The sequence below is a fragment of the Streptomyces sp. NPDC040622 genome (assembly GCF_055593965.1).
This window is the reverse complement of sequence record NZ_JBVIXD010000001.1, coordinates 24,286-48,571: the sequence shown is the minus strand read 5'-3', so window position 1 is coordinate 48,571 and position 24,286 is coordinate 24,286. Positions and strand designations below refer to the sequence as shown.

Sequence of the window (24,286 nt, the reverse complement as noted above, 5' to 3'; positions counted from 1 at the left end):
TCTGGTTGTTCTCGATCGTGCCCTGGACCCCACGTCGGCTCCCGCACGCCGCTCGGGCGACGCGCTTCAAGGTTCCGGGCTCCGGTGAAGTGCTGCCATTTTCCCACTGGGGGGTGCCGGGACGCGGAACCGGGGCGGGACTCCGGGCGGCCTACGGGGTGATGACGGCGCCGGTCCCCGGGCCCGTGGCCCTCGGCACCTGCGGCGGGTACCAGTCGGTGAGGCTGGTGAAGCCGCGCAGGACGGCGTCCGGGGCGAGCCTGGCCGCCGTCGCGACGAAGGCGTTGCGCACGGCGATGAGCGGGGCGCCCGTCAGGTGGGTGACGCGCGCCGCACGGGCCGCCCGCCGGACGATCCCGGACGTACGCGGGACACGCGCCGCGCTGTAGGCGGCGAGGCCCGCCGCGAGGTCGCCGTCCGGGGCCGCGTGATGGGCGAGGACGACGGCGTCCTCGATGGCCTGGTTGGCGCCCTGGCCGAGGCTGGGCGTCATGGCGTGCGCGGCGTCACCGACGAGCGCGACGCGGCCGTGGTGGTGGCGAGTGAGGGGTGTGGACAGGTGGCGGACGTCGTTGCGCAGGACGTCCTCGGCCCTGACGGCGGCGATCAGCCGCGGGATCGGGTCGTGCCAGTCGCGGAAGCGCCGCTCCAGCTCCGCCTTCTCGTCGTCGGGCGCCCTGCCGCCTTCGGGGAGGCGGGCGGTCGCGTACGCGTACACCCTGCCGTCCTTGAGCGGCTGTGTGCCCCAAACGCCGCCGCGCCCCCAGGTCTCGTGCGGCGCGAAGGCCTCGTCGGGTGCCGGGACGACGAACCGCCACGCCGTGAATCCGGCGTACACGGGCCGGGGGTGGTCCGGGAAGAGGGCCGTGCGCACGGCGGAGTCGATGCCGTCCGCGCCGACGACGAGGGCCGCCTCGACGTCCCCCGCGTCCGTGGTGACGACGGCGGGGCGGTCCGCGGCTCCGGGGTCCGTGAGGCGCGCCCGGGTGCCGGTACGCAGCACGCCCTCGGGCAGCGCGGAGACCAGCAGGTCGACCAGGGTCGCGCGGTGCAGCATCACCAGGGATCCGTCGTACGTGACCGCCGCCTCCGCCGCACTCGTGCGCACCAGCCAGCGGCCGCTCTGGGCGCGCATGCCGCCTGTGCCCTGCCAGGCGGCGAGGGACCGGACCCGCTCGCCGAGGCCGAGGGCGTCAAGGGCGCGCTGGCCGTTCGGCGCGAGGCCGATGCCGGAGCCCACCGGCTCCAGGGAGTCGGCGCGCTCGTACACGGTGACGCTCCAGCCGGACTCGTGCAGGCCGATGGCCGTGGCGAGTCCGCCGATACCGCCCCCGATGACCACCGCGTGTGGCTGCTGCTCCATGGCTCCTCCTCCGCGGCACCCTGCACGAGCGCCGCATGCGTGTCACCCACCCGCTCACTACAGGTGTAGTAGGCGAGGGAACGACCGTACTACAGGCGTAGTGAGAGAGATAGGGTTCCCGTCATGTCCGTACGCAGCGCGGGAGCCCCCCGCACCGAACGCATCGCCGACGCCGCCCTCGCCCTGCTCGCGGAACGCGGCATGCGCGGTCTCACCCACCGGGCCGTCGACGAGGCGGCGGGGCTGCCCCAGGGCTCCACGTCCAACCACGCGCGCACCCGGCTCGCCCTCCTGGAGGCGGCGGTGCGGCGGCAGGCGGAACGCGAGGCGGAGGTCCTGGACCCCACGGAGCTGCCGGATCCCGCCGGCGGCCTCGAACAGCTCACCGCCGGCCTGGCCCTCGCTCTGCACCGCTACCTCACCGGCGACCACCGCCACCTCCTCGTGTCCCGGTACGAGTTGGCCCTCGAAGCGACCCGCAGACCGGAACTCCGGACCTACTACGACGAGGCGGGTACCCAGTTCAGGAAGCCCTTGGAAGCGTTGCTCCGCGCCGCGGGCTCCGCCGCCCCCGAACGCCACACGCTCTCCCTGGTGGCCTGGTGCGACGGTCTGATGTTCTCGTGCGTGGCGGGCTCGTACCACGCCACGGCGCCGACGCTGGAAGAACTGCGGACGAGCGTGGGCGAGCTGTTGCGCGGCATGCTGGACGAGTGAGGCCCCGCGCCGCGCCGGCCCCGCGCCGCGCCAGCCTCGACTCCTACCCCTACCCCTGCCCCCGACTCCTGCCCTTGCCCCACCGTCACCTGTGCGGGGCATCCTCACCGGGTTCCGGCGCCAACGGACCGCGGACGCATCAGAGTTGCGCGCGTGCATCGATCGACGACCACCGCCGCGCTCCTCGTCTCCGTGGCCGTCTCGGCCGCCGTCTCCGGCTGCGTGAGCGTCGAGCGGCCCGCCGGGCCCGCCGCGGCCACCACGCAACCGCCCCCGCCCCGGGCCGACGCGAGGAACCGGCCGCAGATCGTGCAGGCCCCGGCCAGGGAGGCGCTGCAGCGCATGGGCCCGCCCCGGCGCCCCGCACCGTCGCGGACCGCCGCCGAGGCCGCCCCCGCACCCCCACCGCCCCGCTCCGCCCACCCGACGCCCCCACCGGCAGTCCCCGCGCAGCGGCCCGCCCCGACACGGCCCGACCCCGGAGCCACCCGCCCCACCGCCCCGCGCGAGGCCCCCGCCGCACCCGGCGCCGACGTCTGCGCACTCGGCGAGGCGTACGGCAACTGGGACCCGGAGAGCCCGCAAGCCGTCATCTGCCGTGGTGCGTACGGGCGTTGACGTGACACGGAGGGCGACCGCGAACCGCCGGAACCGCCACCCCCGGCCGCGCGAGGCGCGAGAAGCTGCCCCGTAGGCCACTGGGCACTGCGTGCGGAACCCGGCCCAGCGCCGACCCCACGCACGAGAGCGGATACCGGCACGGGCACAGGGCCCCGGCGCAGACACGGGCACGGGCAGCGGCACAGGCGCAGGCACAGCCACGAGCGGCAAGGCACGGGCACCGGCACCGGCACCGGCACCGGCACCGGCACCGAACCCAAGCCCAGCCCCAGCCGGAGTCAAAGCCGGAGTCAAAGCCGGAGTCAAAGCCACACAGCCACAGCCCCAGCCCCAGCCACCACGCGGCAACCCTCGCCCCCGCCAGGCCCCCTGCCCAGCGGCGACACCCCCGTGGCCGCCGCTGCGCGGACCTCGCCCCCGCGTGGGCGCCCCTCGCCCCTCGCGCCCGAGCCCACCCGCCCCTACCGCCGACTCTGCCCAGCCCTCTCTGCGCCCCCCCTTCCCCCAGCCCCCGCTACTCCTCCTCGCTCCCCTCCCCCACCTCACCCTCCAGCCGTGCGATGGCCTCCTTGATCCCCCTGCCGTAGCCGTCGTCCTCCAGTGAGCCCACCGCGCCCCGGGCGCGACGCAGGTGGCTGCGGGCCGCTTCCGGGCGGCCCAGCTTCACGTAGTCCGCGGCGAGATTGAGGTGCAGGGAGGGGTAGAAACCACGGACCGCCGCCGGCGACTGGTGATGCTCGTTCAGCCGCTCGTCCGTGAGCTCGTCCGCCGCCGACAACGCCCGCAGGTCCCAGGCCAGTTCGACCGTGGGGTCCTCCTGCGTGTCCGCCATGTAGTGCGCCAGCGTGCAGCGGTGCAGCGGGTCGCCGTCCTCGCCGATCTCCCCCCACAGACCGAGGAAGCGCCCCTGCGCCTCCTCGCGGTCGCCGCCGTGGTGCAACATGACCGCCTGCCCGATGCGCGTCATCATCGCGTCTTCCGCCGTCTGCTCCTGCTGCTCCGTCACCGGATCCTCCGTGGTCGTACGGCCATGCCCCCCATCCCCGACGACGCTAGCGGCCACCGCTGACAATCACGGTCAGGCACGTTCACAGGCGGGGCACGCACGCGTACCGATGGGCCAGCCCAGTGACGGTGACGGCGGCCACCCCGTGCCCCTCGACTCCCCCGACCTGGCGATCGAGGGAGTGTGCGCCGGCGTCAGCCGATGTCGGGAATGCGCCAGTCGATCGGCTCGTGGCCCTGCGCGGCGACCGCCTCGTTGATCTGTGTGAAGGGGTGGGAGCCGAAGAACTTCTTCGCGGAGAGCGGCGAGGGGTGCGCGCCCTTCACCACGATGTGCCGCTCCTCATCGATGAGGGGGAGCTTCTTCTGGGCGTAGTTCCCCCACAGGACGAAGACCGCGGGGTCGGGACGGTCGGCCACCGACCGGATCACCGCATCCGTGAACTTCTCCCAGCCCTTGCCCTTGTGGGAGTTGGCCTCACCGGAGCGGACCGTCAGGACCGCGTTCAGCAGGAGGACGCCCTGCTGGGCCCACGGCAGCAGATAGCCGTTGTCGGGCACGGGGTGGCCGAGCTCCTCCTTCATCTCCTTGTAGATGTTCCGCAGGGAGGGCGGGGTCTTCACACCGGGACGCACGGAGAAGCACAGGCCGTGGCCCTGCCCCTCGCCGTGGTAGGGGTCCTGACCGAGGACCAGGACCTTCACCTCGTCGTACGGCGTCGCGTCGAGGGCGGCGAAGACCTCGTCACGCGGAGGGAAGACCGGGCCCCTCGCCCGCTCCTCCTCGACGAACTCGGTGAGCTCCTTGAAGTAGGGCTTCTGCAGCTCCTCGCCGAGGACTCCGCGCCAGGACGCGGGCAGCATGGCGATGTCGGTCACGTCAACAACCTCCGGTGTGCGGTCACTTCTCACCACAGAACCTACCGGCGCCCACTGACAATCGACCGGCTCCCCCGGCGCACTACCAGCTGGTCTTGCGCTGCAGCTCCCACATCATCATGATCGCCGAAGGGTCGAGGGCACGCTCGCCGCCCGCGATCTCCTCGCTGGAGAGGATGTACTGCTTGCCCTGCCACAGCGGCAACAGCCTGACGTCGTCGACGAGGATCTTCTGCGCCCGCTCGAAGTCATCGATCACCGCGCCCCGGTCGGCCTCCCTGCGCTCGCGCGGCAGCACCTGGTCGGTGATCTCCTTGGACGGGTACGGCGTGTTGAGCACGTTCTTGGGGCCGACGAACGGGGCGATGAAGTTGTCCGCGTCGGGGAAGTCGGGGAACCAGCCGCGCCCGAAGACCGGGTACTCGCCCCTGCTGTAGCCCTCCTGGAACTCGGTCCACGGGCGGCTCTTGAGCGTGATCCGGAACAGGCCCGAGGCCTCCAGCTGCCGCTTGAGCTCGGCGAACTCCGGCTCGGTCGCCGAACCGTAGCGGTCGGTGGTGTACCAGAGGGTGAGCGGCACCGGCTGATGGATGCCGGCGTCGGTGAGGATCTTCTCGGCCTTGGCGGCGCTGGGGTTGCCGTAGTCGTCGAAGAAGCCGGTGGCATGGCCCGTGAGGCCCCTCGGGACCATCGAGTACAGCGGCTCGACCGTGTCCTTGTAGATCTTGTGGGCGATGGCCCCTCGGTCCACGAGCTGCGCGACGGCCCGCCGGACCGGCAGCTTCCGCGCCCACGGGTCCTTGGTGTTGAACACCAGGTAGCGGATCTCGGTGCCCGATCCTTCGACGAGCTCGATGTCCTGTTCGCGCCTGCCCCGGCCCTGCATCGTGACGATGTCCTCGGAGGCGAGGCCTCGGAACGTCACGTCGATCTGCTTGCTCTTGAGGGCGTCGATCATGGCCGACGACTTCTTGAAGTACCGGATGGTGACGGCGTCGTTCTTGATGTCGGCGGCGCCCTTGTAGGCGTCGTTCCTGACCAGCTCGGCCTTCTCGTTCGGCGCGTACGCCTTGAGCGTGTACGGTCCCGAGCCGGTGATCGTGCTTCCCTCGCGGAGCTTGCCCGCCGGGTACTCGCCGGGGTCGACGATCGACATGGCGGGGGTCGCGAGGACGAACGGGAAGGTCGCGTCCGCCTTCTTGAGGTGGAAGACGACGGTCCGGTCCCCCTTCGTCGTGACCTTGTCGAGCGAGCCGAGCAGACCGGTGGGGCCGCCCTTCACCGCGATGGTCCGCATGCGGTCGAAGGAGTACTTCACGGCCGCCGCGTCCAGGGTGTCCCCGTCGGAGAACTTCAGGCCGTCGCGGAGCTCGCAGGTGAAGATCGTGCTGGAGGGGTCGCTGAACTCGCAGGACTCCGCGGCGTCCGGTTCGGGCTCCGTGGCCCCCGAGGGGAAGCTGAGCAGCGTCTGGAAGACATTCCTGTACAGCTCCCAGGAACTGTCCCACGCCTTCGCCGGGTCCAGGGTGCTGGGCGCGCTCATCGTGCCGACCGTGATCTGCTCCTCGTCGTCCGGCCCTTCGGACGAGAGGACCCCGCAACCCGCGAGCAGGGATATCGACGCGATCGCCGCCACCGGACGCAGACCCCTGGTCCGCTTGGCGGGGGGAACTTCACTGAACACGCGCACGCTCCTCGATCGGCCATGCCATGGGATCGGGAGACAATATCGCAGTGCCCTGCCGGGCCAAGTCCTGGCGCCGACAGGGCACTTGATGCGTGTGCACAACACCGAAAATGGCAGCCTCGGCGGTTGTGGGGCCTTCGTCAGCCGACGCCCGCATTGAGGAAGATGCCGCCGTCGACCACGAGCGTCTGGCCCGTGATCCAGTCGGACTGCGCGGACGTGAGGAACGCGGCAGCGCCCCCGATGTCCTCCGGCACGCCGAGCCGGCCGAGCGGGTACGAGGCGGCCGCCTCCGCCTCGCGGCCCTCGTAGAGCGCCTGCGCGAACTTCGTCTTGACGACCGCGGGCGCGATGGAGTTCACCCGCACCTGCGGCGCGAACTCGTGCGCCAGCTGCAGGGTGAGGTTGACCATGGCGGCCTTGCTCATCCCGTACGCCCCGATGAACGGCGACGCGGAGACGCCGGCGACGGAGGCGATGTTGACGATCGCGCCGCCGTTCTCGCTCTGCCAGGCCTTCCAGGTCTGCTGGGCGAAGCCGAGCGCCGAGATGACGTTGGTCTCGAACACCTTGCGCGCCACATTGAGGTCGAGCTCGGCGATCGGCCCGAACACCGGATTCGTACCGGCGTTGTTGACCAGGAAGTCGACGCGGCCGAAGGCCTCCATGGCACGCTCGACGGCAACCGCCTGGTGCGCCTCGTCGTGGGCCTTGCCCGCGACGCCGATGACGCGGTCGGAGCCGAGCTTCTCGACGGCCTCCTTGAGGGCGTCCTCGTTGCGGCCGGTGATGCAGACCCGGTCGCCGCGGGCGACCAGCGCCTCGGCGATGCCGTATCCGATGCCGCGGCTCGCGCCGGTGACCAGCGCGGCCTTCCCACTGTCCTGCACAGCCATGATCTCTGCCTTCCGGGGCTTCCGGGTCTGCGGGGTCTCCGCTTCGGGGTCTTCGGTCTTCGGGGTCAGTTGAGCGGGCCGCCGGCGACGTACATGACCTGCCCGGAGACGAAGCCCGCCGCGTCGCCCGTGAAGAAGGCGATGGCGTTGGCGATGTCCTCGGGGCGGCCGACGCGCTGCACCGGGATCTGGGTGGCGGCCGCGGCCTGGAAGTCCTCGAAGCCCATGCCGACGCGGTCCGCGGTGGCCTTGGTCATCTCCGTGACGATGAAGCCGGGGGCGACGGAGTTGGCGGTGACGCCGAACTTGCCGAGTTCCTTGGCGAGGGTCTTGGTGAAGCCCTGCAGGCCGGCCTTGGCGGCGGCGTAGTTGACCTGGCCGCGGTTGCCGAGCGCGGACGAGGAGGAGAGGTTGACGATGCGGCCGAAGCCCGCGTCCACCATGTGCTTCTGGATGGCGCGGGACATCAGGAAGGCGCCGCGCAGGTGCACGTTCATGACCGTGTCCCAGTCGCCCGCGCTCATCTTGAAGAGGAGGTTGTCGCGGAGGACACCGGCGTTGTTGACGAGGATCGTCGGCGCGCCGAGCTCTGCGGCGATGCGGGCGATCGCGGCCTCGACCTGGGCCTCGTCGGACACGTCGCAGCCGACGGCGAGCGCCTTGCCACCGGCCGCGGTGATCTGCGCGACGGTGTCCTTGCAGGCGGCCTCGTCGAGGTCGATGACGGCCACGGCGCGGCCCTCGGCGGCGAGCCGTACGGCGGTCGCCGCTCCGATGCCTCGCGCTGCGCCGGTCACGACAGCGACGCGCTGCTCAGTGGTGGACATGCTGGTTCTCCTCGCCCTTGGGGTGCGGCTCCACGGTACGCCCCGATGGTGAGCGACCGCTTAGTACCTTCAGCTGGACGAGACGCTAGAAGCCCTGGCACCGGGTGTCAACGGCCCGCAGGAGAGCTGTGATGCTTTACCTGACCAGCAGATCGAGGAGGCGGGCCACCTCGGCCTCGGGATCCGCCGTCAGGCCGGTGTGCACCGGGCCCGGCTGGACCACGGTGGAGCGCGGCGCGATCAGCCAGCGAAAGCGCCGTCCCGCGTCGTCGCGCTCGGCCTGGCCCGCGTCCTCGCCGCCCCGGCAGATCCGCTCCACGGCACCGAGCGCGGCCCTGATGCCGGGCGCGTCGGCCGCCGGGTCCAGCGCGAGGAGCTTGGCCTCGTCGAGGTGGGTGCGGGCGGCCACGAAGGACTTGGCGCGGCAGTAGACGACCACGCCCGCGTTGAACTGTTCGCCGCGTTCGATCCGCGGCACGACGCGCACCAGCGCGTACTCGAAGACGTCCCGTGCGGGCGCGCTCTGCTCGGTCACTGGGTGGCGCCCTTCGGCTCGGTCGGCTCGGTGCCCGGCAGAGTGATCCGCTCATGGATGGTCTTGGCCCGCGGCAGCAGCGCGGCCACGTAGGCGCGGCGCACCTCGTCGGGCCCTTCGAAGCCGGGCTCGTCCGCCAGCCACTCCTCGGGCACCTCGGCCGCGACCTCGGTCAGCAGCTCTTCGGTGACGAGGGGGGCGAGCTCGGCCGCGGCCGTCGCCACGTCGGGGCCGTAGGGGGCGAGGACGTGGTCCGAGGCGTCGTACGGCTTGGTGGCCGCGGTCTCCGCGGTGCGCCAGTTGTGGTGCCAGATCATGCTCGCCCCGTGGTCGATGAGCCACAGCTCGCCGCGGCGCAGGAGCAGGTTGGGGTTGCGCCAGGAGCGGTCCACGTTGTTGATCAGCGCGTCGAACCAGACGACGCGGCCCGCCTCGGCGGGGGTGACGTCGTGGGCGAGCGGGTCGAAGCCGAGGGCGCCCGACAGGAACTCCATGCCGAGGTTGAGGCCGCCACTCGCCTTGAGCAGCGCCTGCACCCGTTCGTCGGGTTCACCGAGGCCCAGGACCGGGTCGAGCCGGATCCCCACGAGCCGCGGCATCCGCAGCCCGAGCCTGCGGGCCAGCTCACCGCAGATCACCTCGGCGACGAGCGTCTTGCGCCCCTGCCCCGCGCCGGTGAACTTGATGACGTACGTCTCGTACGTCCCGTGGTCGTCGGTCTCCACGACCCCGGGCAGCGATCCGCCCTCCCGCAGGGGCGTGACGTAGCGGACCGCGGTGACTTCGCTGAGCATGGGCCCAGATTACTGCCGGGCGTGCGCTGTTCGATCATCCGGCCCGCTGCCTACAGTGCCCGGCATGGACTCCCTTGATCTTCCCCGCCAGTTCGCGCGCACGCACCGCTTCTCCCTCGGCGTGCCGCGCGGCTTCACGGTCTCGCCCGACGGGGAGCGGGTGCTGTTCGTGCGCTCCACCGCGGGCGACGATCCGGTCGACCGGCTGTGGGTGTACGAGGACGGGGTCGAACGCCTGCTCGCCGATCCGCTCGTCCTGGGCGAGGCGGGTCCGGTGCCCGAGGCGGAGCGCGTGCGCCGGGAGCGCGCGCGGGAGTCGTCGCAAGGAGTGGTGTCGTTCGCGGCCGACCACCACGCGCGCGTGGCTGTCTTCGCGCTGGGCGGTGCTCTCTGGACGGTGGCGACGGAGGGGAGCGCGCCGCGCCGGATCCGTACGGCGGGCCCGGTGGTCGACCCGCGCCCCTCGCCCGACGGGGCCCTCATCGCGTACGTCACCGGCGGGGCCCTGCGGGTCGTCGGCGCCGACGGGACGGGCGACCGGGCGCTCGCGGAGCCGGAGGGCGACGAGGTCACGTACGGTCTCGCCGACCATGTGGCCGCCGAGTCGATGGGCCGCCGGCGCGGCTTCTGGTGGTCCCCTCGGGGCGACGCGCTGCTCCTCGCCCGCGTGGACGCCTCGCCGGTGCGGGTCTGGTGGCTCTCGGACCCGGCCCACCCCGAGCTGCCGCCGCGCGCGGTGCGCTATCCGGCGGCGGGCACCGCCAATACGGAGACGTCGCTGCACATCCTGCGCACGGACGGCACACGGACGGCGGTGCGCACCCCGCGTCGGGCGCCGGAGCACCGCGCGGCCCAGGAGTGGACGGACGACGCCCTTGAATACGTCCCCACCGCGTGCTGGGACGCCCATGGGCCGCTGATCACACTCCAGAGCCGTGACCAGCGTTCGGTCTGCGTCATGGAGGTCGACCCCTCGTCCGGCGAGACCCGGCTGGTCGACCACCAGCACGACGACGCCTGGGTGGAGTTGATGCCGGGAGCGCCCCTGCGGCTCGGCAGCGGCCGGGTCGTGCGGCACGAGAGCCTCCCTGACGGCACGCGCGGCCTGCGGGTGGGCGGTACGTCGACCCCGGCCGGCCTCCAGGTGCGTGAAGTCCTGGGCAGCGTGGGCGAGCGCGTGTGGTTCACCGCGTCGACCGAGCCGACGGAGGTCCACGTCTGGTCCTTCGACCACGCGGACGACGTGGCCGACCCGGAGCGCCGTGAGGGCCCCTTGCGCCGGCTCAGCGAAGGGCCCGGCGTGCACACGGCGGCCGTCGGTGGCGGCACGGTGGTCCTGGACAGCAGGACGCCCGGCGGCCGGACGGTGACCGTGCTGCGCGGGGGCGGGCCGGCCGGCCGCATCGCCATGCACGCGCAGGAGCCGGTCGTCACTCCGCGGCCCCGCCATCTGACGCTCGGGAAACGGCAGCTGCGCAGTGCCCTCTTCCTGCCGTCCTGGTACGAGCCGGGGACGGGGAAGCTGCCGGTGCTGCTCTGCCCGTACGCGGGTCCGGGGATGCAGCTCGTGGTCCACGCGCGCGCGTGGTGGACGGTAGTGGCCCAGTGGTTCGCCGAACAGGGCTACGCGGTACTGATCACGGACGGGCGCGGCACGCCCGGGCGCGGCGACGCGTGGGAGAAGGCCGTGCACGGCGACCAGTTGACGCCCGTGCTCGACGACCAGGTGGACGCGCTGCACGCCGCCGCCGAGCGGTTCCCCGACCTCGACCTGGGGCGCGTGGGCGTGCGCGGCTGGTCGTTCGGCGGGTTCCTGGCGGCCGGCGCGGTGCTGCACCGGCCCGACGTGTTCCACGCGGCGGTGGCCGGCGCGGCGCCCACGGACCTGCGCCTGTACGACACGCACTGGAAGGAGCGCTATCTCGGCCACCCGGACGTGACGCCCACCGCGTACGACACCTGCTCGCTGGTCGCGCACGCCCACCGGCTGCGGCGGCCCCTGATGCTGGTGCACGGCCTGTCCGACGACAACGTCCTGCCCGTCCACATGCTGCGCTTCTCCTCGGCGCTGCTGGCCGCGGGCCGCCCGCACACCGTGCTGCCGCTGCCCGGCGCGAGCCACCTGGTCTCCCGCGAGGAAGTGGCGGCGAACCTGCTCCGCATCGAACGGGACTTCCTCGGCAGATCCTTGACCGTGTGAACAGCACGGCCCACGGGTCCGTACTCCTGGGCATGACGACTTTCCAAGAGACCGGCGCCGGGCCCTGCCGCCGTACCGTCGTGGCCACGCTCGGCGCCGCGGGGTTCGCGGCGGCCCTCACCGCCTGCGGGGCCGGTGAGGCCGCCGACGACCCGGCCGCCTCCGAGCCGAAGGACGCGCAGTCGCCGGGCGGCGGCGATGCCTCGCGGGCCGCCCTGGCCAAGACGTCGGACATCCCGGTGGGCGGCGGCAAGATCTTCAAGGACGAGGGCGTGGTGGTCACCCAGCCCACGAAGGGCGAGTTCAAGGCGTTCTCGAACCGCTGCACGCACAAGGGGTGTCCGGTGTCGAACGTCGCGGACGGCACCGTCAACTGCCCTTGTCACGGCAGCAAGTTCGACCTCGCCGACGGCAGCGTGAAGGACGGACCGGCGCCGAAATCGCTGCCGGCGGCGGGGATCAAGGTCTCGGGCGGCTCGATCGAACTGGCATAGACCGCGCGGTCTGAGCCGGCCCCGGCTCGGCCCGCGCCGGCTCAGCCCGCGCGGTGCGGCCGCTTCCAGGCGCGGAGCACGTCCTGCGTGGAAGTGATGGTGGCGACGAGCGCGAGCGTGTTGCGGACCATGGCGGGCGCGTAGTCCGAGGGGACGCCGGCGATGGCGTCGGCCGGCACGACGGCGGTGTAGCCGAGGTTCACGGCGTCGAACACCGCGTTCGGTATGGCGACGTTGGCCGAGACCCCGGTGACCAGCAGCGTGCGGCAGCCGAGGTTGCGCAGCAGGGGATCCACGTCGGTGCCCGCGACGGGCGAGAGGCCGTGCAGGCGGCGTACGACGAAGTCCTCGTCGGCCACCTCGATCGGCGGCGCGATCCGGACGGCCGCGGTGCCCGACAACTGCTGGACGGGCAGCCGCCCCGCGGCGCGGAAGAGCCGCGCGTTGTGGTTGGCCCCGCGCCCGTCGGGCCGCCGCTCGGCGATCGCGTGCAGGACCTGGACGCCACTGTGGTGAGCGGCGGCGACCAGCCGGGCGACGTTGACGAGGGCGCCCGACGTCCGCGCCTCGGCCGCCAGTTCGGGCAGCGCGCTCTCCGTACCGACGACGCCCTGCTGGCACTCGACGGTCAGCAGGGCCGTGGTGGCGGGGTCGAGGAGTTCCCTGAGCTGTTCGTACGACGGCATGGCTTCCCCTTGTCGCGGACGTCCGGGACACCGATCGGCCGGGCGGCACCCCTCGTGCCCGGAATTCGCGCGAGGCTAACGGCCATTGCGCCACGAAGGAAGAGCCCGCATCCTTTCCTGACGCAGAGTCAGACCGGCGGTGCGGGCGGACCGTACGGCCGGACGGGCCGTTCGGGAGGAAGTACAGATGACCGTCACACAGCGCCGGGGCCGCAGGATCATGATGACGCCGGAGGAGCTCGACGCGTTCCTCACCACGGAGCGCACCTGCCGGGTGGCGACGGTGTCCCCTGAGGGCGCGCCGCACGTGAGCACGCTCTGGTTCGTCTGGGACGGCGCCTCGCTGTGGCTGTACTCGGTCACCCGCAGCAAGCGCTGGGCCGACCTGCGCAAGGATCCGCGGGTCGCCGTGGTGGTCGACGCCGGGGAGGAGTACGGGGAGCTGCGCGGTGTGGAGCTCTCGGGCACCGTGGAGTTCGTCGGCGAGGCCCCGCGCACGGGGGAACCGTGTCCCGAACTCGACGCCGTGGAGCGGGTTTTCGCCCGGAAGAACTTCGGCATCGACCAGCTGCCGCATGACGGCCGCCACGCCTGGATGCGCCTGACACCGGACGCGGTGGCGTCGTGGGACTTCCGAAAGCTGGCGCATCTGGGGTGAGCGGCGGGCCCGGGTGACGGGCGATCAGAGGCACCCCCGCACCCCCGGCCCGCCCACGCCCACGCCTGCCCACGTCAACCGACCCCCACCTGACCCCGCCCTTCCGAACTCCCACCCCTACCGAAGCCCCGCCCCCGCGGCCCGCAGCGCCTCCGCCGCCGCCCTGATCGACGGGCGGCGGTCCGCGTCCGCGCGCCACACCACGTACACGTGCCGTCGCACCCGCTGCCGCACCGGGACCGTGCGCACCCCCGCGGGCATCGGATCGCGCCCCAACTGCGGTGCCACGCAGACGCCGAGGCCCGCGGCGACCAGGGCGAGCTGGGTGTGGTGCTCCTCCGCACGGTGTGCGACGCGCGGCTCGACGCCCTTGCCGCGCAGCGTGAACATCAACCACTCGTGGCAGAACTCGCCCTCCGCCCAGGTGATCCACTCGTCGTCCGCGAACTCCTCGAGGTCCACTTCGGCGCGGTCGGCGAGCGGGTGCGCCGCGGGCATCGCGATGTCGGCGGGATCGTCGAGGAGGGGGGCCTTGACCAGGCCTTCCGGGATCGGCAACGGCTTGTTGTACCAGTCGAGGACGACCGCCATGTCGATGTCTCCGCGGACCACCGCCGCGACGGCCGGCGCCGGTTCCATCTCGTGGCAGCCCACCCGCAGGCCGGGGTGGTCGGCGCGCAGCGCGGACAGCGTGGCGGGCAGCAGTCCGCGCATGGCGGTGGGGAACGCGGAGATCCGCAGCTCGCCGACCGCCTTGCCGCGCTGTTCCTCCAGGTCGGCCTGGGCGAGCTCGACCTGCGAGAGGATCCGCGCGGCATGTTCGGCGAGCAGCCGTCCGGCATCGGTCAGGCGCACTCCCCTGCCGTTCTTGGCGAGGAGCTGCTGGCCCACCTCCCGCTCCAGCTTCGTCATCTGCTGCGAGACCGCCGACGTCGTGACGTGCAGCCCCGCGGCCGCCCCGCTGACCGAGCCATGGCGGGCGAGGGCATCGAGCGTGCGCAGCCGCTCCAGGTTCAACATGTAAGAGATGCTACGCGATACAGCACACGAAATCTCGCTTGTGCTACGAGATTGCCGGGGCGCATCGTGGGCCCATGAGCACCCTGAGCCCGCCGTCCCGGCCGGCCACCCCCACCGCAGCCGTCACAGCCATCACCACCACGCCCCACGGCCGCCGCACCCTCGACTGGCGTCTCCGCTTCGGCATCCTCTCGCTGATCTGGGGCTTCAGCTTCCTGCTCATCAAGGTGGGCACGGAGGGGTACGCCCCCTTCCACGTCACCCTGGGAAGGCTGGTGTTCGGCACGGCCGTCATCGCCGCGGTACTCGTGGTGAAGCGGCAGCGGCTGCCGCGCGGGGTGCGCACCTGGCTGCACCTGACAGTGGCGGCCTTCCTGCTCAACGCCCTGCCGTTCTCGCTCTTCGCGTACGCGGAGCTGACGATCCCCTCCACGCTCGCCGGCATCTGCAACGCGACGTCACCGCTGTGGGGCATGGCCCTCTCGCTCGTCGCGCTCTCCGAGGACCGGCCCACCCGGCGCCGCGTCGCGGGCCTCGGCATCGGGTTCCTCGGGGTGCTCACGGTGCTCGGTGCCTGGCAGGGCTTCCACGGGCTGGATCTCGGGGGCACGGCGATGGCGCTGGGCGCCTCGCTCAGCTACCCGGTCGGCTGGATCTACGTGCGTCGCACGCTGGCCGGTTCCGGGCACTCGCACCTCTCCCTGTCCGGCGCCCAACTGCTCGTCGCGTCCGCCGAACTGGCCGTCGTGACACCGCTGTTCACCTCGCTGCCGACGCACTTCCCCGTCGTGCCGCTGCTGGCGATCGTGGCACTGGGCGCCGTCGGCACCGGACTCGCCTTCCTGCTGCAGTACGCGCTGGTCGCCGAGGTCGGCCCGACGACCGCCCAGATGGTCACGTACTTCATCCCGGTCATCGCGACCGCCGCGGGCGTCGCCGTCCTCGGCGAGTCCCTGAGTTGGTCGACACCGGTCGGCGCGGTGATCGTCCTGGCGGGAGCCGCACTCACCCGGTCCCGGCCGCGCGCCCGCCGGCCCCGTCAGTCGTAACGCCGCGCCGGAGCGGGCCCCGTCGCGGCGGCCACGGCGTCCGCGACGACCTCGATGTCCGCGTCGTCCAGCGCCGCCACCGTGACCCGTACAGCGGGCGGGGCGTCCATCCGGAACCTGGCCCCCGGGGCCACGGCCCAGCCCGCGTGCAGCAGCCGCGCGACCGCCCCGGTCTCGTCGGGCACCGGAATCCAGACGTTCATGCCGCTGCGCCCGCAGGCGGGAACGCCCCGCTCGGCGAGCGCCGCGATCAGCGCCTCCCTCCGCCGCCCGTAGGACGCGGCCACCGCACGGGCGTCGACCGCCCCCTCGGCCCAGAGCCACGCGACGGCGCGCTGCTGCAGCCGGCTCACCCAGCCGGGGCCGAGGCGCTGACGCCCCCGCACCCGGTCGACGGTGACGGGATCGCCGGTGAGCACGGCGAGCCGCAGGTCGGGACCGTACGCCTTGGCCGTCGAGCGGGTGAGGGCCCAGGTGCGGGTCACGCCGGCCAGCGGGTGCAGGGGCAGGTCGACGATGCCGTGGCCGTGATCGTCCTCGATGAGCAGCACGTCCGGGTGCCCGGCGAACACCGTGCGCAGGGCACGCGCGCGTGGCGCGGTGACGGCGGCGCCGGTGGGGTTCTGCGCGCGGTCCGTCACGACGGCCGCGCGGGCGCCGGACGCCAGCGCCCGTTCCATGTCGGCGGGCAGCGGCCCGTCGTCGTCGACGCCCACCGGGACCGTGCGCAGCCCGAGCGCGGAGACGAGGTCGAGCAGGCTCCCCCAGCCCGGATCCTCCAGGGCGACCCCGTCGCCCGGCTTGAGGTGGGCGGCGAGCACCCGCTCGATGGCGTCGAGCGATCCGGAGGTGACGGCGAGGGGGCCGTGGGGGACGCCGTCCGCGTCGAAGGCCACGCGCGCGTGCCGTTCGAGTTCCGGGTCCACCGCCCCCTCTCCGTAGAGGACGGGTTGCTTGTCGCTCTGCGCCGCGGCCTCGGCGAACGCCTCGGCGAGCGCGGGCAGCAGCCTCGGGTCCGGGTTGCCCAGGGAGACGTTGCGCACGCCGGGCGGCGCGTCCACCCGGATCAGCTCGCGCATGGTGGTGGCGGGCTTGGGGCGCACGCGACTGCCGCGTCGGCCCGCCGTCTCGATGACCCCGCGTTCACGCAGCGTGCGGTAGGCGGCCGCCACGGTATTGGGGTTCACGCCGAGACGGGTGGCCAACTCCCGCATCGGGGGCAGCAGTTGCCCCGGTTCGAGGCCGCCGTCACCCACGGCGCTCTCCACACTGGCCGCGATATCGGCTGCACGCCGACCTTTGATCGGATACTCTCCTAGCACAAAGCACATTATGCACTAGTGCAATACGAACCGCAAGTCGGCACCGCGGGCAGCGTCGCCCACGGACCGCCGGGCGGGCGGATCAGGCCATGGAACAGCAGCAGAGCAGTACAGGGAGAGTCATGCGGACGACGCAGAGCACCACCGACACCGCCTCGCCGGAGAGCGCCGCCTACACACCGACCGACCGCACGATCCCCACCCGCTCCCGGGAGCGTGCCGCGTACGACCACGCGTCGGTGCACGCGATACTCGACGAGGCCTACGTCTGCCATCTCGGATTCGTGCGCGACGGCGACCCCGTCGTACTGCCCACGCTCTACGCACGGGTCGGCGACCACCTGTACGTGCACGGCTCGACGGGTTCCCGGCCGCTGCGCACGGCGGGCGGCACCGCCGCCGAGCGGGACCCGGGCCTGCGCGTGTGCCTGACCGTCACCCACGTCGACGGCCTGGTCCTGGCCCGCTCCGCCTTCCACCACTCGATCAACTACCGCTCCGTGGTGGTCCACGGCACCGCCCACCAGGTCACGGACCCCGAGGAGAAGCGGCTCGCGCTGGACGCCCTGGTCGACCACGTCGTGCCGGGCCGCGCCGCCGACTCCCGCCCCGCCGACGCCAAGGAGCTCGCGGCGACCGCCGTGCTCCGCCTCGACCTCAACGAGGTGTCCGCGAAGGCGCGCACCGGCGGCCCGATCGACGAGCCGCGCGACATGGACCTGCCCCACTGGGCGGGCGTGGTCCCGCTCCGCAAGGGTCACGACCCCCTCGTCCCGTCCACGGACCTCGCGCCGGACGTCGAGGTGCCCGACTACCTCATGGAACTGTGATGCTGATCCACCCCTGGGACGCCGCCCGCGACGACACCGAGTGGCACCAGTGGCTCGCCGCCCACGACTTCGGGCAGCTCGCCGTGAACGGCCTGCCGGGCGAGCCGCCCCACGTACAGCCCCTCCACTTCGCCTACGAGCCCGGACCCGGTCAGCACGGCCCGCACGGCCGGGTCCTGACCCACCTGGCACGCCCCAACCCCCTGTGGCCCGCGCTGGAGGCCGACCCGGAGGTGCTCCTGAGCGTGGTCGACGACTACGTGTACGTGCCGGGCCCCTGGCAGGCCACCCCGGACACCCCTGCCGAGCACGGCGTGCCGACCAGCTTCTACGCCGCCGTCCAGCTCCGCTGCACCGCACGCGTCGTCGACGACCCCGCCGAGAAGGCCGACGTCCTGAACCGCCAGGTCGGCCACTTCCAGCCGGAGGGCGGCTCCGCGCAGGCGACGCCGGGCGAGGCCCCGTACGGCCGCATGCTCTCCGGCATCCGCGCCCTGGTCCTCGCCGTGACGGACGTACGGGCGAAGTTCAAGTACGCGAGCCACAAGCCGGAGGACGTGCAGGACCGTATCGCCGCGGGTCTCGCGCGGCGGCGGGGCCCCGGCGACGAGGCCGCCCGCGCGCACCAGGCACGCCGCCGCACGGGCTGACCCGGCACCGGCCCCGGGAGACGGGCCCTCGCGGACACCTCGTGCACAAGGACCCGCCCCCGGCCGGCCGCGCTACACCGGTGCCGCCGCCTTCCGCTGCGCCACCGCGCCCCGCGTCTCCGCGACCGCGAGGCCCGTCACCGCGGCCAGCATCAGGGCCGTGCCCGCCACGGTCGCCGCCGTCAGCGCCTCACCGAGCAGGGCGACCGCGATGGCCGCGGCGCCCACCGGCTCCAGAAGCATGATCACGGACACGGTCGCGGACCGTACGACGGCCGCCCCCGCGAAGTACAGCGTGTACGCGACCGCCGTCGGCACGGCGGCGATGTACAGCAGGCAGACGGCCACGCGCACGGGTTCGGCGGTGTACGGCAGCAGGCCCTCCGCCACGGCGAGCGGCAGCAGGCAGAGCGAGACGACGGCGAACGACCAGATCGTCGTGTCGGACGAGTCGGTTCCGCCGTCGCGCCCCCACCGCCGCGTCAGCAGCGTCATGGCGGCGTACGCGGCGGCGGACACGAGCCCCCAGAGCACGCCCGCGGGACGCACGGCCGCGCCGGTGTCACCGCCCTCGCCGCCTCCGCCGAGGACGAGTACGACCAGGCCGGCGAGGGCGCCCACGACGGCGACGGCCCCGCCTCGCCCGAGCCGCTCCCCCAGGGTCAGCCGCGCGCCGAGCGCGATGAGGACGGGCCCCGACCCCATGGTCACGACGGTGCCGACGGCGAGTCCCGTCGCCTCGACGGACGCGAAGTAGGCGGTCTGGAACACCGCGAGGGCCACACCGGTCACGACGGCCCTGCGCACCCGGCGGCCGCGCGGCACGGCCGCCGCGTCCCGCCCCCTGGGCCGACGCGGCCGACGCACCAGGCGCGCGGCGAACAGCAGCACGAAGCCGCCCGCGCACCGCCAGAAGGAGAGGCTGACCGGCCCCATGCCACCGGCCTCGAAGACCAGCGCGGCGGCGGCGCCCGCGGTGCCCCAGGCGGTGCCGGCGACGATCAGACAGAAGAGGCCCCGCCCGACGGACAGACCGGCGACGGCCCGCGGCACAGGGGTGTTTCCTACGCGGTCATGCGACCCGTGGTTGCTTGAGTCGCTGTGTGATACGAGGTCATTCGGTACGACGGCGTCCGGCACAGTGGACGCGCCGGACGTGCTCGACAGGTTCGACACGTGAGTTCTCCGCAGCGAGGAGGGATGACTGGCTCCGTCTGCGGGCAGCACCGTTCCGCCCGGCCACCGGCTCGGGCGTGATCCGTGAGTGCCCCGCGCTAGGCGGCGGGGGGCGGAAGAACGAGTGCGTGTGCGTGCATGAGCGGCACCCTAGGACCGGGTCCCACTGGTCGACAACTCCGTTCCGGATTCTGGAACTCCGCCCGGTACGACCGACTCGGCCGGCGCCGACGACTGGGCGATGAACGCGCCCACCAGTACGACCGCGCCACCGATCACCTGCGGCGCCGACAGGTGCTCGCCCAGGACGACCCACGCCAGGGCAGTCGCGATGACGGCTTCGAGGCAGGCCACCACGCCGGCCACCTGGGGCGAGAGCCTGCGCACGGACAGGACGCCGGTGACGTAGGCGACGACCGTCGCGACGAGCACGATCCAGCCGAGCAGCACCCAGGCGGGAACGGCCGAGCCGTCCAGGTCGGCCTCGCCCGCGAGCACCGGCCAGTCCATGCCCCACGGCCGCGCGACGACGGTCAGTACGGCGGTGCCGACGAGCAGGCCGTACGCGATGACGCCGAGCGGGTCCGGGGCGTCGTCGCCCGCGTCGCTGCCCTGGTCGGACAGGACGAAGTAGCCGACCTGGCAGCAGGCCGCGCCGAGCGCGAGCAGCAGTCCGACGGCGTCGAAGCTCAGCCCCGCCCACACCTCGACGACGCAGGCGAGTCCGCCGACGGCGAGCACCACGCCGAGCGCGGCGGCCCGCGTCACGGGCTTGCGCTGCACGAAACGCACCCAGCCGAGGACCAGCGCGGGCGCCAGGTACTCGATGAGCAGGGCGACACCGACGGGGATGCGCGAGAGCGCCGCGAAGTAGCAGGCCTGGACGCCCGCGACGGCGAGGAGACCGAATCCGGCGAGCAGCGCGGGCCTGCTCCGCACCAGGCCGCGGTGGCGCCAGGCCACGGGCAGCATGACCAGGGCGGCGCCTGCCACCCGCAGCCACACCACGTGCAAGGGGTCGAGACCCGCCTCGATCAGCGGTTTCGCCGCGACACCCGAGCCACCGAAGGCGACGGCCGACACCAGGGCGAGCGCGAGGCCGACACCCCTGCCGGGCTTTCCCCGGCTGCCCGGGTCCCCCGGGACGGCCGATTCCCCCAGGCCCGCCCGGCTCTCCTGAATCCCCTCAGACGCTTGCACCGGCACATCATGGCAGGAGACGTCATGACCGTCATCCCCGTTGACCCCTGTCTCAATCGGCGGACGCCGGCACGCGTATCGCTCCGCCGATACGGTGCGTCAGCAGCCGGCGCCCTGGCCCCCGGTGTACCCGTGGTCGCCCGCGAATCGGTGGTCAGCGGCGTATCCGTGGCTCTCGGAGGCGTACTGCCTGCACCCCTGCTCGACGCGCCGCAGCAGCGCGGGGACGTCGACGTGGGCGCGGGCGAGGACCTCGACGGCACGGCAGTCAGGGTCGGTCACGAGTCCCGCGAGCAGGTCCATGCCCAGGGCGCGCGCTTCCCCGCGCAGCTCGGCACGTTCGAGGGCCACTTCCATGGCGCCCGCGGCGGCCGGCGACCAGCCGGCCTCCTTCACCGACGTCACCAGCGGCACGGCGCCGGAGTCCTCGACGGTGCCCTGCCACTGCAGGCCGTAGCCGATGCTGCGTTGCACGAGGTAGCCGAGGACCCGCACGGCCTGCGCGCCGCTGTCGAAGACGGCACGCACCTCGGGGTCGGTCTCCAGGAGGGAGTGCAGCAGGTGCGCGGTGTCGATCTGCCGGTCCCCGTCGCGTACGGCGCGCCGGCGCGCGCCCGCCACCACCGACGCCAGCTCGGGGCTGAGTCGGGCATCGAGGTCTGCTCGGGTCGGGCCGGGTTCGGCGCCCGGCGGGGTACGGCTTTGCACATCTCCCACCACATCAACCCCCAGAGGCATATGCATCGGCGGCGGGAAGCATCTTCACGTCCGACACAGGGTGGGCAAGCCTGCGTTGGTTGTCCTCCTTACGGATGAGATCCGATCAATCCGCACTCGCAACGCGCGCCGCCTTGTCGCGCGCCGGTACGCAACCACGGCACGGCGGCACACGTCCCTCACAGGCATGGAGTACGGGTCCTGGATGGTCGCCCTGCCGGCGATCGACGGCAGGCAGTACGTCTACCGGGTGTACGCACCCGACGACGCGCTGCCCGCCGACCTGTTCTGGGAGGCCTGGCACTGTCACGACGAGGGCCCGTTCCCGAGGGCATCGGACCTCTTCGACGCGGCGGTGATACGCCGGGTCGGCTGACCCGCCCGTGAGCGCGGGCCGGACCACCGCCGCGCGGGACCCCTCAGGCGGCGGACGGATCCGCCCCGCGGATCATCATCCGTCCGCGGTACGCCCGCCGGCCACAGGTGGTACGGCAGGCGACTTCGCGGACGCGTCGGCCGGCCCGTTCACGGCCGCGTCCCGACGACGACCGTGGCGTACAGCGCCTCGTCCTCGGCCACCCGGGCGGCCAGACCGGCCCGCTCGACGACGTCGACGGCCGCGTCCAGCTGACCCTCGCTCGTCTCGAAGAGCAGGTGACCGCCCGGCGCCAGCCACTCGGGCGCCCGCCCGGCCACCCGGCGCAGCACGTCCAGCCCGTCCGCGCCGCCGTCGAGCGCCACGCGTGCCTCGTGCACGCGGGCCTCCGCGGGCAGCAGGCCGACCTCTTCGGTGGGGACGTAGGGGACGTTGGCGAGCAGGATGTCGACGCGGCCCCGGAGCGTGCCGGGCAGCGGGTCGTACAGGTCGCCCTCGTAGACCGCGCCCCCGGCGTCGGCGACGTTGCGGCGGGCGCAGCGGACCGCCGCCGGGTCGATGTCGGCGGCGTGCAGCTCGACCCGGTCCAGGACGGCGGCCAGTGCGGCTCCCAGGGCGCCCGACCCGCAGCACAGGTCGACGACGACGGCTTCGCGCCCGGCGAGCGCGGCGGCCTGGCCGACGAGGAACTCGGTGCGGCGGCGCGGCACGAACACCCCCGGGTCCACGGCGATCCGCAGCCCGCGGAAGTCGGCCCAGCCCAGGACGTGTTCGAGCGGAAGACCGTCCGCGCGGCGCTCGACCATGGCGGCCAGTTCGGCCGCGGTGCGAGCGGTGGAGAGGATCAGTTCCGCCTCGTCCTCGGCGAAGACGCAGCCCGCGGCGCGCAGGGCGCCGACGACGGAGGAACGGTGTGACGCGGAGAAAACTGGTACCGACATACGAAGAAAACCTTCCGGGATCCCGATGGGGCTCCCTCGGGTCACCTACGCCGGGTGAACCGTGCGGTCGCGAAGGGGGAGCACCCGACCTGCCACTGCGGTAATGGGTCTCACCTCCCAGGTGCGCCGCCTGCGTCCGTCGCAGGGCAAGGGAACAGTACCCCACGCCTTCCGGGACCCACGAGGCCGGCGCCCTGCCGCCGCATCCGGTTCCGCCCGGCCGTGCCCGGTCCCGCCCGGCGCCGCCACACGAACTGACGGTTCATCAGTATTGAATGTTCCGGACCCTGCGGCTACGTTCCGCGACACCGTAGCTGCGGCCGTCGCAGCGCCCGACGGGAAGGGGTGGCCGCATGGCCGAAGTCAGCGCGGAAGCACGGATCGAGGCGCCGGCCGAGAAGGTCTGGGCCCAGCTCACCGACTTCACCTCGCACAGCGAGTGGAACGCCACGCACACGAGCTTCCCCCAGGGCGGCCCCAGCACGCTGGAGGTGGGCGGCACCTTCCTGGAGAACATGAAGCTGATGGGCTTCCCCGCCGAGGTCAACTGGACCATCGAGGAGCTGGAGACTGCCCGCACCCTGGCCATCGCGGGCAAGGGGCCGATGGGCGTCAACGTCACCACCCGCTACTCCCTGACGCCCGAAGGGGACGCGACGGTGGTCCGCATCGACGGGACGTTCACCGGTGCCGCGGTGTCGCTGATGGCGGGCAAGCTGAAGGACTCGGCGACCGCCGCGCTCAACGAGTCGCTGCGCAAGCTGGGCGCTCTGGTGACCTGAGCCGGCTCGCCCGTCGGCCGACCGCGCGCTCCCGGAACACCCCCCGCACGACGGACGAGGCGCCCCACACCTGTGTGCGGGGCGCCTCATTCATGGCGGGGGCCGTCGGCCCCGACCACGTCAGTCCTCATCGGCGAGGATCAGGTACAGCTTCTTGCGGGCGTCGTTGATGACGGTGACCGCCTTCTCGCGCTGCTCCTTGCTGCCGGTCTTCCAGACCTGGCCGAACGCCTCCATCAGACCGAAGCCGGCCTGCCGGATCTCGTTCAGCGTGTCCCAGTCGACGCCGCGCCCGGCCTCTTCCCAAGGGGCCTCCGCGCCCTCGTCGGCCGCTTCGCGACCGGCCTCGGTGAGCGAGAAGAGCTTCTTGCCGCCCTCGCTCGCGCTGCTGATCAGACCCTCGTCCTCCAGGAGCTGGAGGGTGGGGTAGACCGAACCGGGGCTGGGCTTCCACGCCCCGCCGCTGCGCTCGGCGATCTCCTGGATCATTTCGTAGCCGTGCATGGGCCGGTCCTTCAGCAGGGCCAGGATCGACGCGCGTACGTCGCCGCGCCTCGCCCTGCCGCGGGGACCGCCGCGACCGCCTCGGCCGCCGCCCCAGGGGCCACCGGGCCCACCGAAGCCGGGACCGAACGGACCGAACGCGCCGCGCCGCCCCTCGAAGCCACCGAAGCCGCCGAATCCTTCGCGGCCGGGACCTCCACGGCCCTCGGGGCCGCCACCGCGGCGACCGTGCCCCTGTCCGTGCTCGTGTTCAAAACCGTGGGAACGCATGTCGATCACTCCTTGATTCATCGATTCGTCGTTTCGTCGATTTCTCGACCCACTGACTCACTGACTCGCGAACCGGAAGAGGCCGAT

Annotated in this window: 26 protein-coding genes; 10 read left to right on the top strand and 16 right to left on the bottom strand. The window is 72.9% G+C overall.

Translation table 11 applies throughout. The annotated features are described in order from the left end of the window. Positions 1 to 151: 151 nt before the first annotated feature. On the bottom strand, positions 152 to 1,363 hold the full coding sequence (locus ACZ592_RS00240; RefSeq protein WP_471579209.1) for an FAD-dependent monooxygenase: 1,212 nt from the start codon (positions 1,361 to 1,363) through the stop codon (positions 152 to 154). Positions 1,364 to 1,486: 123 nt separating this feature from the next. Between ACZ592_RS00240 and ACZ592_RS00235 the strand changes: the two genes are divergently transcribed. Together ACZ592_RS00235 and ACZ592_RS00230 are read left to right on the top strand one after the other, a co-directional pair. Continuing rightward, on the top strand, positions 1,487 to 2,080 hold the full coding sequence (locus ACZ592_RS00235; protein ID WP_471579208.1) for a TetR/AcrR family transcriptional regulator: 594 nt from the start codon (positions 1,487 to 1,489) through the stop codon (positions 2,078 to 2,080). A gap of 153 nt (positions 2,081 to 2,233) precedes the next feature. After that, positions 2,234 to 2,698, top strand: a complete 465-nt coding sequence (locus ACZ592_RS00230) for a hypothetical protein (protein ID WP_471579207.1) — start codon at positions 2,234 to 2,236, stop codon at positions 2,696 to 2,698. A gap of 517 nt (positions 2,699 to 3,215) precedes the next feature. Here the strand turns inward: ACZ592_RS00230 and ACZ592_RS00225 are convergent. The 7 genes from ACZ592_RS00225 to ACZ592_RS00195 form a co-directional block, all read right to left on the bottom strand. Then, on the bottom strand, positions 3,216 to 3,707 hold the full coding sequence (locus ACZ592_RS00225) for a hypothetical protein (protein ID WP_471579206.1): 492 nt from the start codon (positions 3,705 to 3,707) through the stop codon (positions 3,216 to 3,218). Between the two features lie 194 nt (positions 3,708 to 3,901). Further along, positions 3,902 to 4,585 carry a uracil-DNA glycosylase gene (gene ung / locus ACZ592_RS00220; protein WP_471579205.1) on the bottom strand — a complete coding sequence of 228 codons (684 nt, stop codon included), beginning with the start codon at positions 4,583 to 4,585 and terminating at the stop codon, positions 3,902 to 3,904. Between the two features lie 82 nt (positions 4,586 to 4,667). Beyond that, positions 4,668 to 6,275, bottom strand: a complete 1,608-nt coding sequence (locus tag ACZ592_RS00215; protein ID WP_471579204.1) for an ABC transporter substrate-binding protein — start codon at positions 6,273 to 6,275, stop codon at positions 4,668 to 4,670. A gap of 137 nt (positions 6,276 to 6,412) precedes the next feature. Continuing rightward, the gene (locus tag ACZ592_RS00210; RefSeq protein WP_471579203.1) at positions 6,413 to 7,168 is read right to left on the bottom strand and encodes an SDR family oxidoreductase; all 756 of its coding nucleotides are present in this window, start codon (positions 7,166 to 7,168) and stop codon (positions 6,413 to 6,415) included. Between the two features lie 65 nt (positions 7,169 to 7,233). After that, positions 7,234 to 7,995, bottom strand: coding sequence for a 3-oxoacyl-ACP reductase FabG (gene fabG / locus ACZ592_RS00205; protein ID WP_471579202.1), 762 nt, complete (start codon positions 7,993 to 7,995; stop codon positions 7,234 to 7,236). Between the two features lie 136 nt (positions 7,996 to 8,131). Further along, positions 8,132 to 8,530: a DUF3037 domain-containing protein gene (locus ACZ592_RS00200; protein WP_471579201.1), complete on the bottom strand. Its 399-nt coding sequence runs from the start codon at positions 8,528 to 8,530 to the stop codon at positions 8,132 to 8,134. Continuing rightward, complete coding sequence (locus ACZ592_RS00195) at positions 8,527 to 9,324, bottom strand: HipA family kinase (RefSeq protein WP_471579200.1); 798 nt, start codon at positions 9,322 to 9,324, stop codon at positions 8,527 to 8,529. The genes ACZ592_RS00200 and ACZ592_RS00195 overlap by 4 nt, the downstream gene beginning before the upstream one ends. A gap of 64 nt (positions 9,325 to 9,388) precedes the next feature. Here ACZ592_RS00195 and ACZ592_RS00190 point away from each other — a divergent pair, with 64 nt between their 5' ends. Together ACZ592_RS00190 and ACZ592_RS00185 are read left to right on the top strand one after the other, a co-directional pair. Then, positions 9,389 to 11,524 carry a S9 family peptidase gene (locus ACZ592_RS00190; RefSeq protein WP_471579199.1) on the top strand — a complete coding sequence of 712 codons (2,136 nt, stop codon included), beginning with the start codon at positions 9,389 to 9,391 and terminating at the stop codon, positions 11,522 to 11,524. A 32-nt stretch (positions 11,525 to 11,556) separates the two neighbouring features. Beyond that, a complete protein-coding gene (locus ACZ592_RS00185) occupies positions 11,557 to 12,018 on the top strand; it encodes a Rieske (2Fe-2S) protein (protein WP_471579198.1) in 462 nt (153 codons plus the stop codon). A gap of 41 nt (positions 12,019 to 12,059) precedes the next feature. On the opposite strand, the gene ACZ592_RS00180 is transcribed toward ACZ592_RS00185, so the two are convergent. Beyond that, complete coding sequence (locus tag ACZ592_RS00180; protein ID WP_471579197.1) at positions 12,060 to 12,704, bottom strand: cysteine hydrolase family protein; 645 nt, start codon at positions 12,702 to 12,704, stop codon at positions 12,060 to 12,062. A gap of 187 nt (positions 12,705 to 12,891) precedes the next feature. On the opposite strand from ACZ592_RS00180, the gene ACZ592_RS00175 reads away from it, so the two are divergent. Continuing rightward, positions 12,892 to 13,362: a pyridoxamine 5'-phosphate oxidase family protein gene (locus ACZ592_RS00175; protein WP_471579196.1), complete on the top strand. Its 471-nt coding sequence runs from the start codon at positions 12,892 to 12,894 to the stop codon at positions 13,360 to 13,362. Between the two features lie 117 nt (positions 13,363 to 13,479). On the opposite strand, the gene ACZ592_RS00170 is transcribed toward ACZ592_RS00175, so the two are convergent. Next, on the bottom strand, positions 13,480 to 14,382 hold the full coding sequence (locus tag ACZ592_RS00170; RefSeq protein ID WP_471579195.1) for a LysR family transcriptional regulator: 903 nt from the start codon (positions 14,380 to 14,382) through the stop codon (positions 13,480 to 13,482). A 74-nt stretch (positions 14,383 to 14,456) separates the two neighbouring features. On the opposite strand from ACZ592_RS00170, the gene ACZ592_RS00165 reads away from it, so the two are divergent. Then, a complete protein-coding gene (locus tag ACZ592_RS00165; protein WP_471579194.1) occupies positions 14,457 to 15,431 on the top strand; it encodes a DMT family transporter in 975 nt (324 codons plus the stop codon). On the opposite strand, the gene ACZ592_RS00160 is transcribed toward ACZ592_RS00165, so the two are convergent. After that, on the bottom strand, positions 15,422 to 16,753 hold the full coding sequence (locus ACZ592_RS00160; RefSeq protein WP_471579193.1) for an aminotransferase class I/II-fold pyridoxal phosphate-dependent enzyme: 1,332 nt from the start codon (positions 16,751 to 16,753) through the stop codon (positions 15,422 to 15,424). The genes ACZ592_RS00165 and ACZ592_RS00160 overlap by 10 nt on opposite strands. A 122-nt stretch (positions 16,754 to 16,875) precedes the next feature. On the opposite strand from ACZ592_RS00160, the gene ACZ592_RS00155 reads away from it, so the two are divergent. Both ACZ592_RS00155 and ACZ592_RS00150 read left to right on the top strand, forming a co-directional pair. Continuing rightward, complete coding sequence (locus tag ACZ592_RS00155; protein WP_471579192.1) at positions 16,876 to 17,583, top strand: pyridoxamine 5'-phosphate oxidase family protein; 708 nt, start codon at positions 16,876 to 16,878, stop codon at positions 17,581 to 17,583. Beyond that, complete coding sequence (locus ACZ592_RS00150) at positions 17,583 to 18,233, top strand: FMN-binding negative transcriptional regulator (RefSeq protein ID WP_471579191.1); 651 nt, start codon at positions 17,583 to 17,585, stop codon at positions 18,231 to 18,233. Before ACZ592_RS00155 ends, ACZ592_RS00150 begins: the two co-directional genes overlap by 1 nt. A gap of 72 nt (positions 18,234 to 18,305) precedes the next feature. Here ACZ592_RS00150 and ACZ592_RS00145 read toward each other — a convergent pair whose 3' ends face one another. The 3 genes from ACZ592_RS00145 to ACZ592_RS00135 form a co-directional block, all read right to left on the bottom strand. Then, entirely contained in the window at positions 18,306 to 19,286 is a 981-nt protein-coding gene (locus tag ACZ592_RS00145) for a DMT family transporter (protein ID WP_471579190.1), read from the bottom strand. Between the two features lie 273 nt (positions 19,287 to 19,559). Next, positions 19,560 to 20,570, bottom strand: a complete 1,011-nt coding sequence (locus ACZ592_RS00140; RefSeq protein ID WP_471579977.1) for an EamA family transporter — start codon at positions 20,568 to 20,570, stop codon at positions 19,560 to 19,562. A 138-nt stretch (positions 20,571 to 20,708) separates the two neighbouring features. Continuing rightward, positions 20,709 to 21,317 (bottom strand): peptidase, encoded by a 609-nt coding sequence (locus ACZ592_RS00135; protein ID WP_471579189.1) that lies wholly within the window; start codon positions 21,315 to 21,317, stop codon positions 20,709 to 20,711. Between the two features lie 196 nt (positions 21,318 to 21,513). On the opposite strand from ACZ592_RS00135, the gene ACZ592_RS00130 reads away from it, so the two are divergent. Beyond that, a complete protein-coding gene (locus tag ACZ592_RS00130) occupies positions 21,514 to 21,702 on the top strand; it encodes a hypothetical protein (protein WP_471579188.1) in 189 nt (62 codons plus the stop codon). A 149-nt stretch (positions 21,703 to 21,851) separates the two neighbouring features. On the opposite strand, the gene ACZ592_RS00125 is transcribed toward ACZ592_RS00130, so the two are convergent. After that, positions 21,852 to 22,643 (bottom strand): putative protein N(5)-glutamine methyltransferase, encoded by a 792-nt coding sequence (locus tag ACZ592_RS00125; RefSeq protein WP_471579187.1) that lies wholly within the window; start codon positions 22,641 to 22,643, stop codon positions 21,852 to 21,854. Positions 22,644 to 22,996: 353 nt separating this feature from the next. Here ACZ592_RS00125 and ACZ592_RS00120 point away from each other — a divergent pair, with 353 nt between their 5' ends. Then, positions 22,997 to 23,425, top strand: coding sequence for a type II toxin-antitoxin system Rv0910 family toxin (locus ACZ592_RS00120; RefSeq protein ID WP_471579186.1), 429 nt, complete (start codon positions 22,997 to 22,999; stop codon positions 23,423 to 23,425). 120 nt (positions 23,426 to 23,545) lie between these two features. Here ACZ592_RS00120 and ACZ592_RS00115 read toward each other — a convergent pair whose 3' ends face one another. Next, positions 23,546 to 24,199: a PadR family transcriptional regulator gene (locus ACZ592_RS00115; RefSeq protein ID WP_471579185.1), complete on the bottom strand. Its 654-nt coding sequence runs from the start codon at positions 24,197 to 24,199 to the stop codon at positions 23,546 to 23,548. Positions 24,200 to 24,286: the final 87 nt, after the last annotated feature.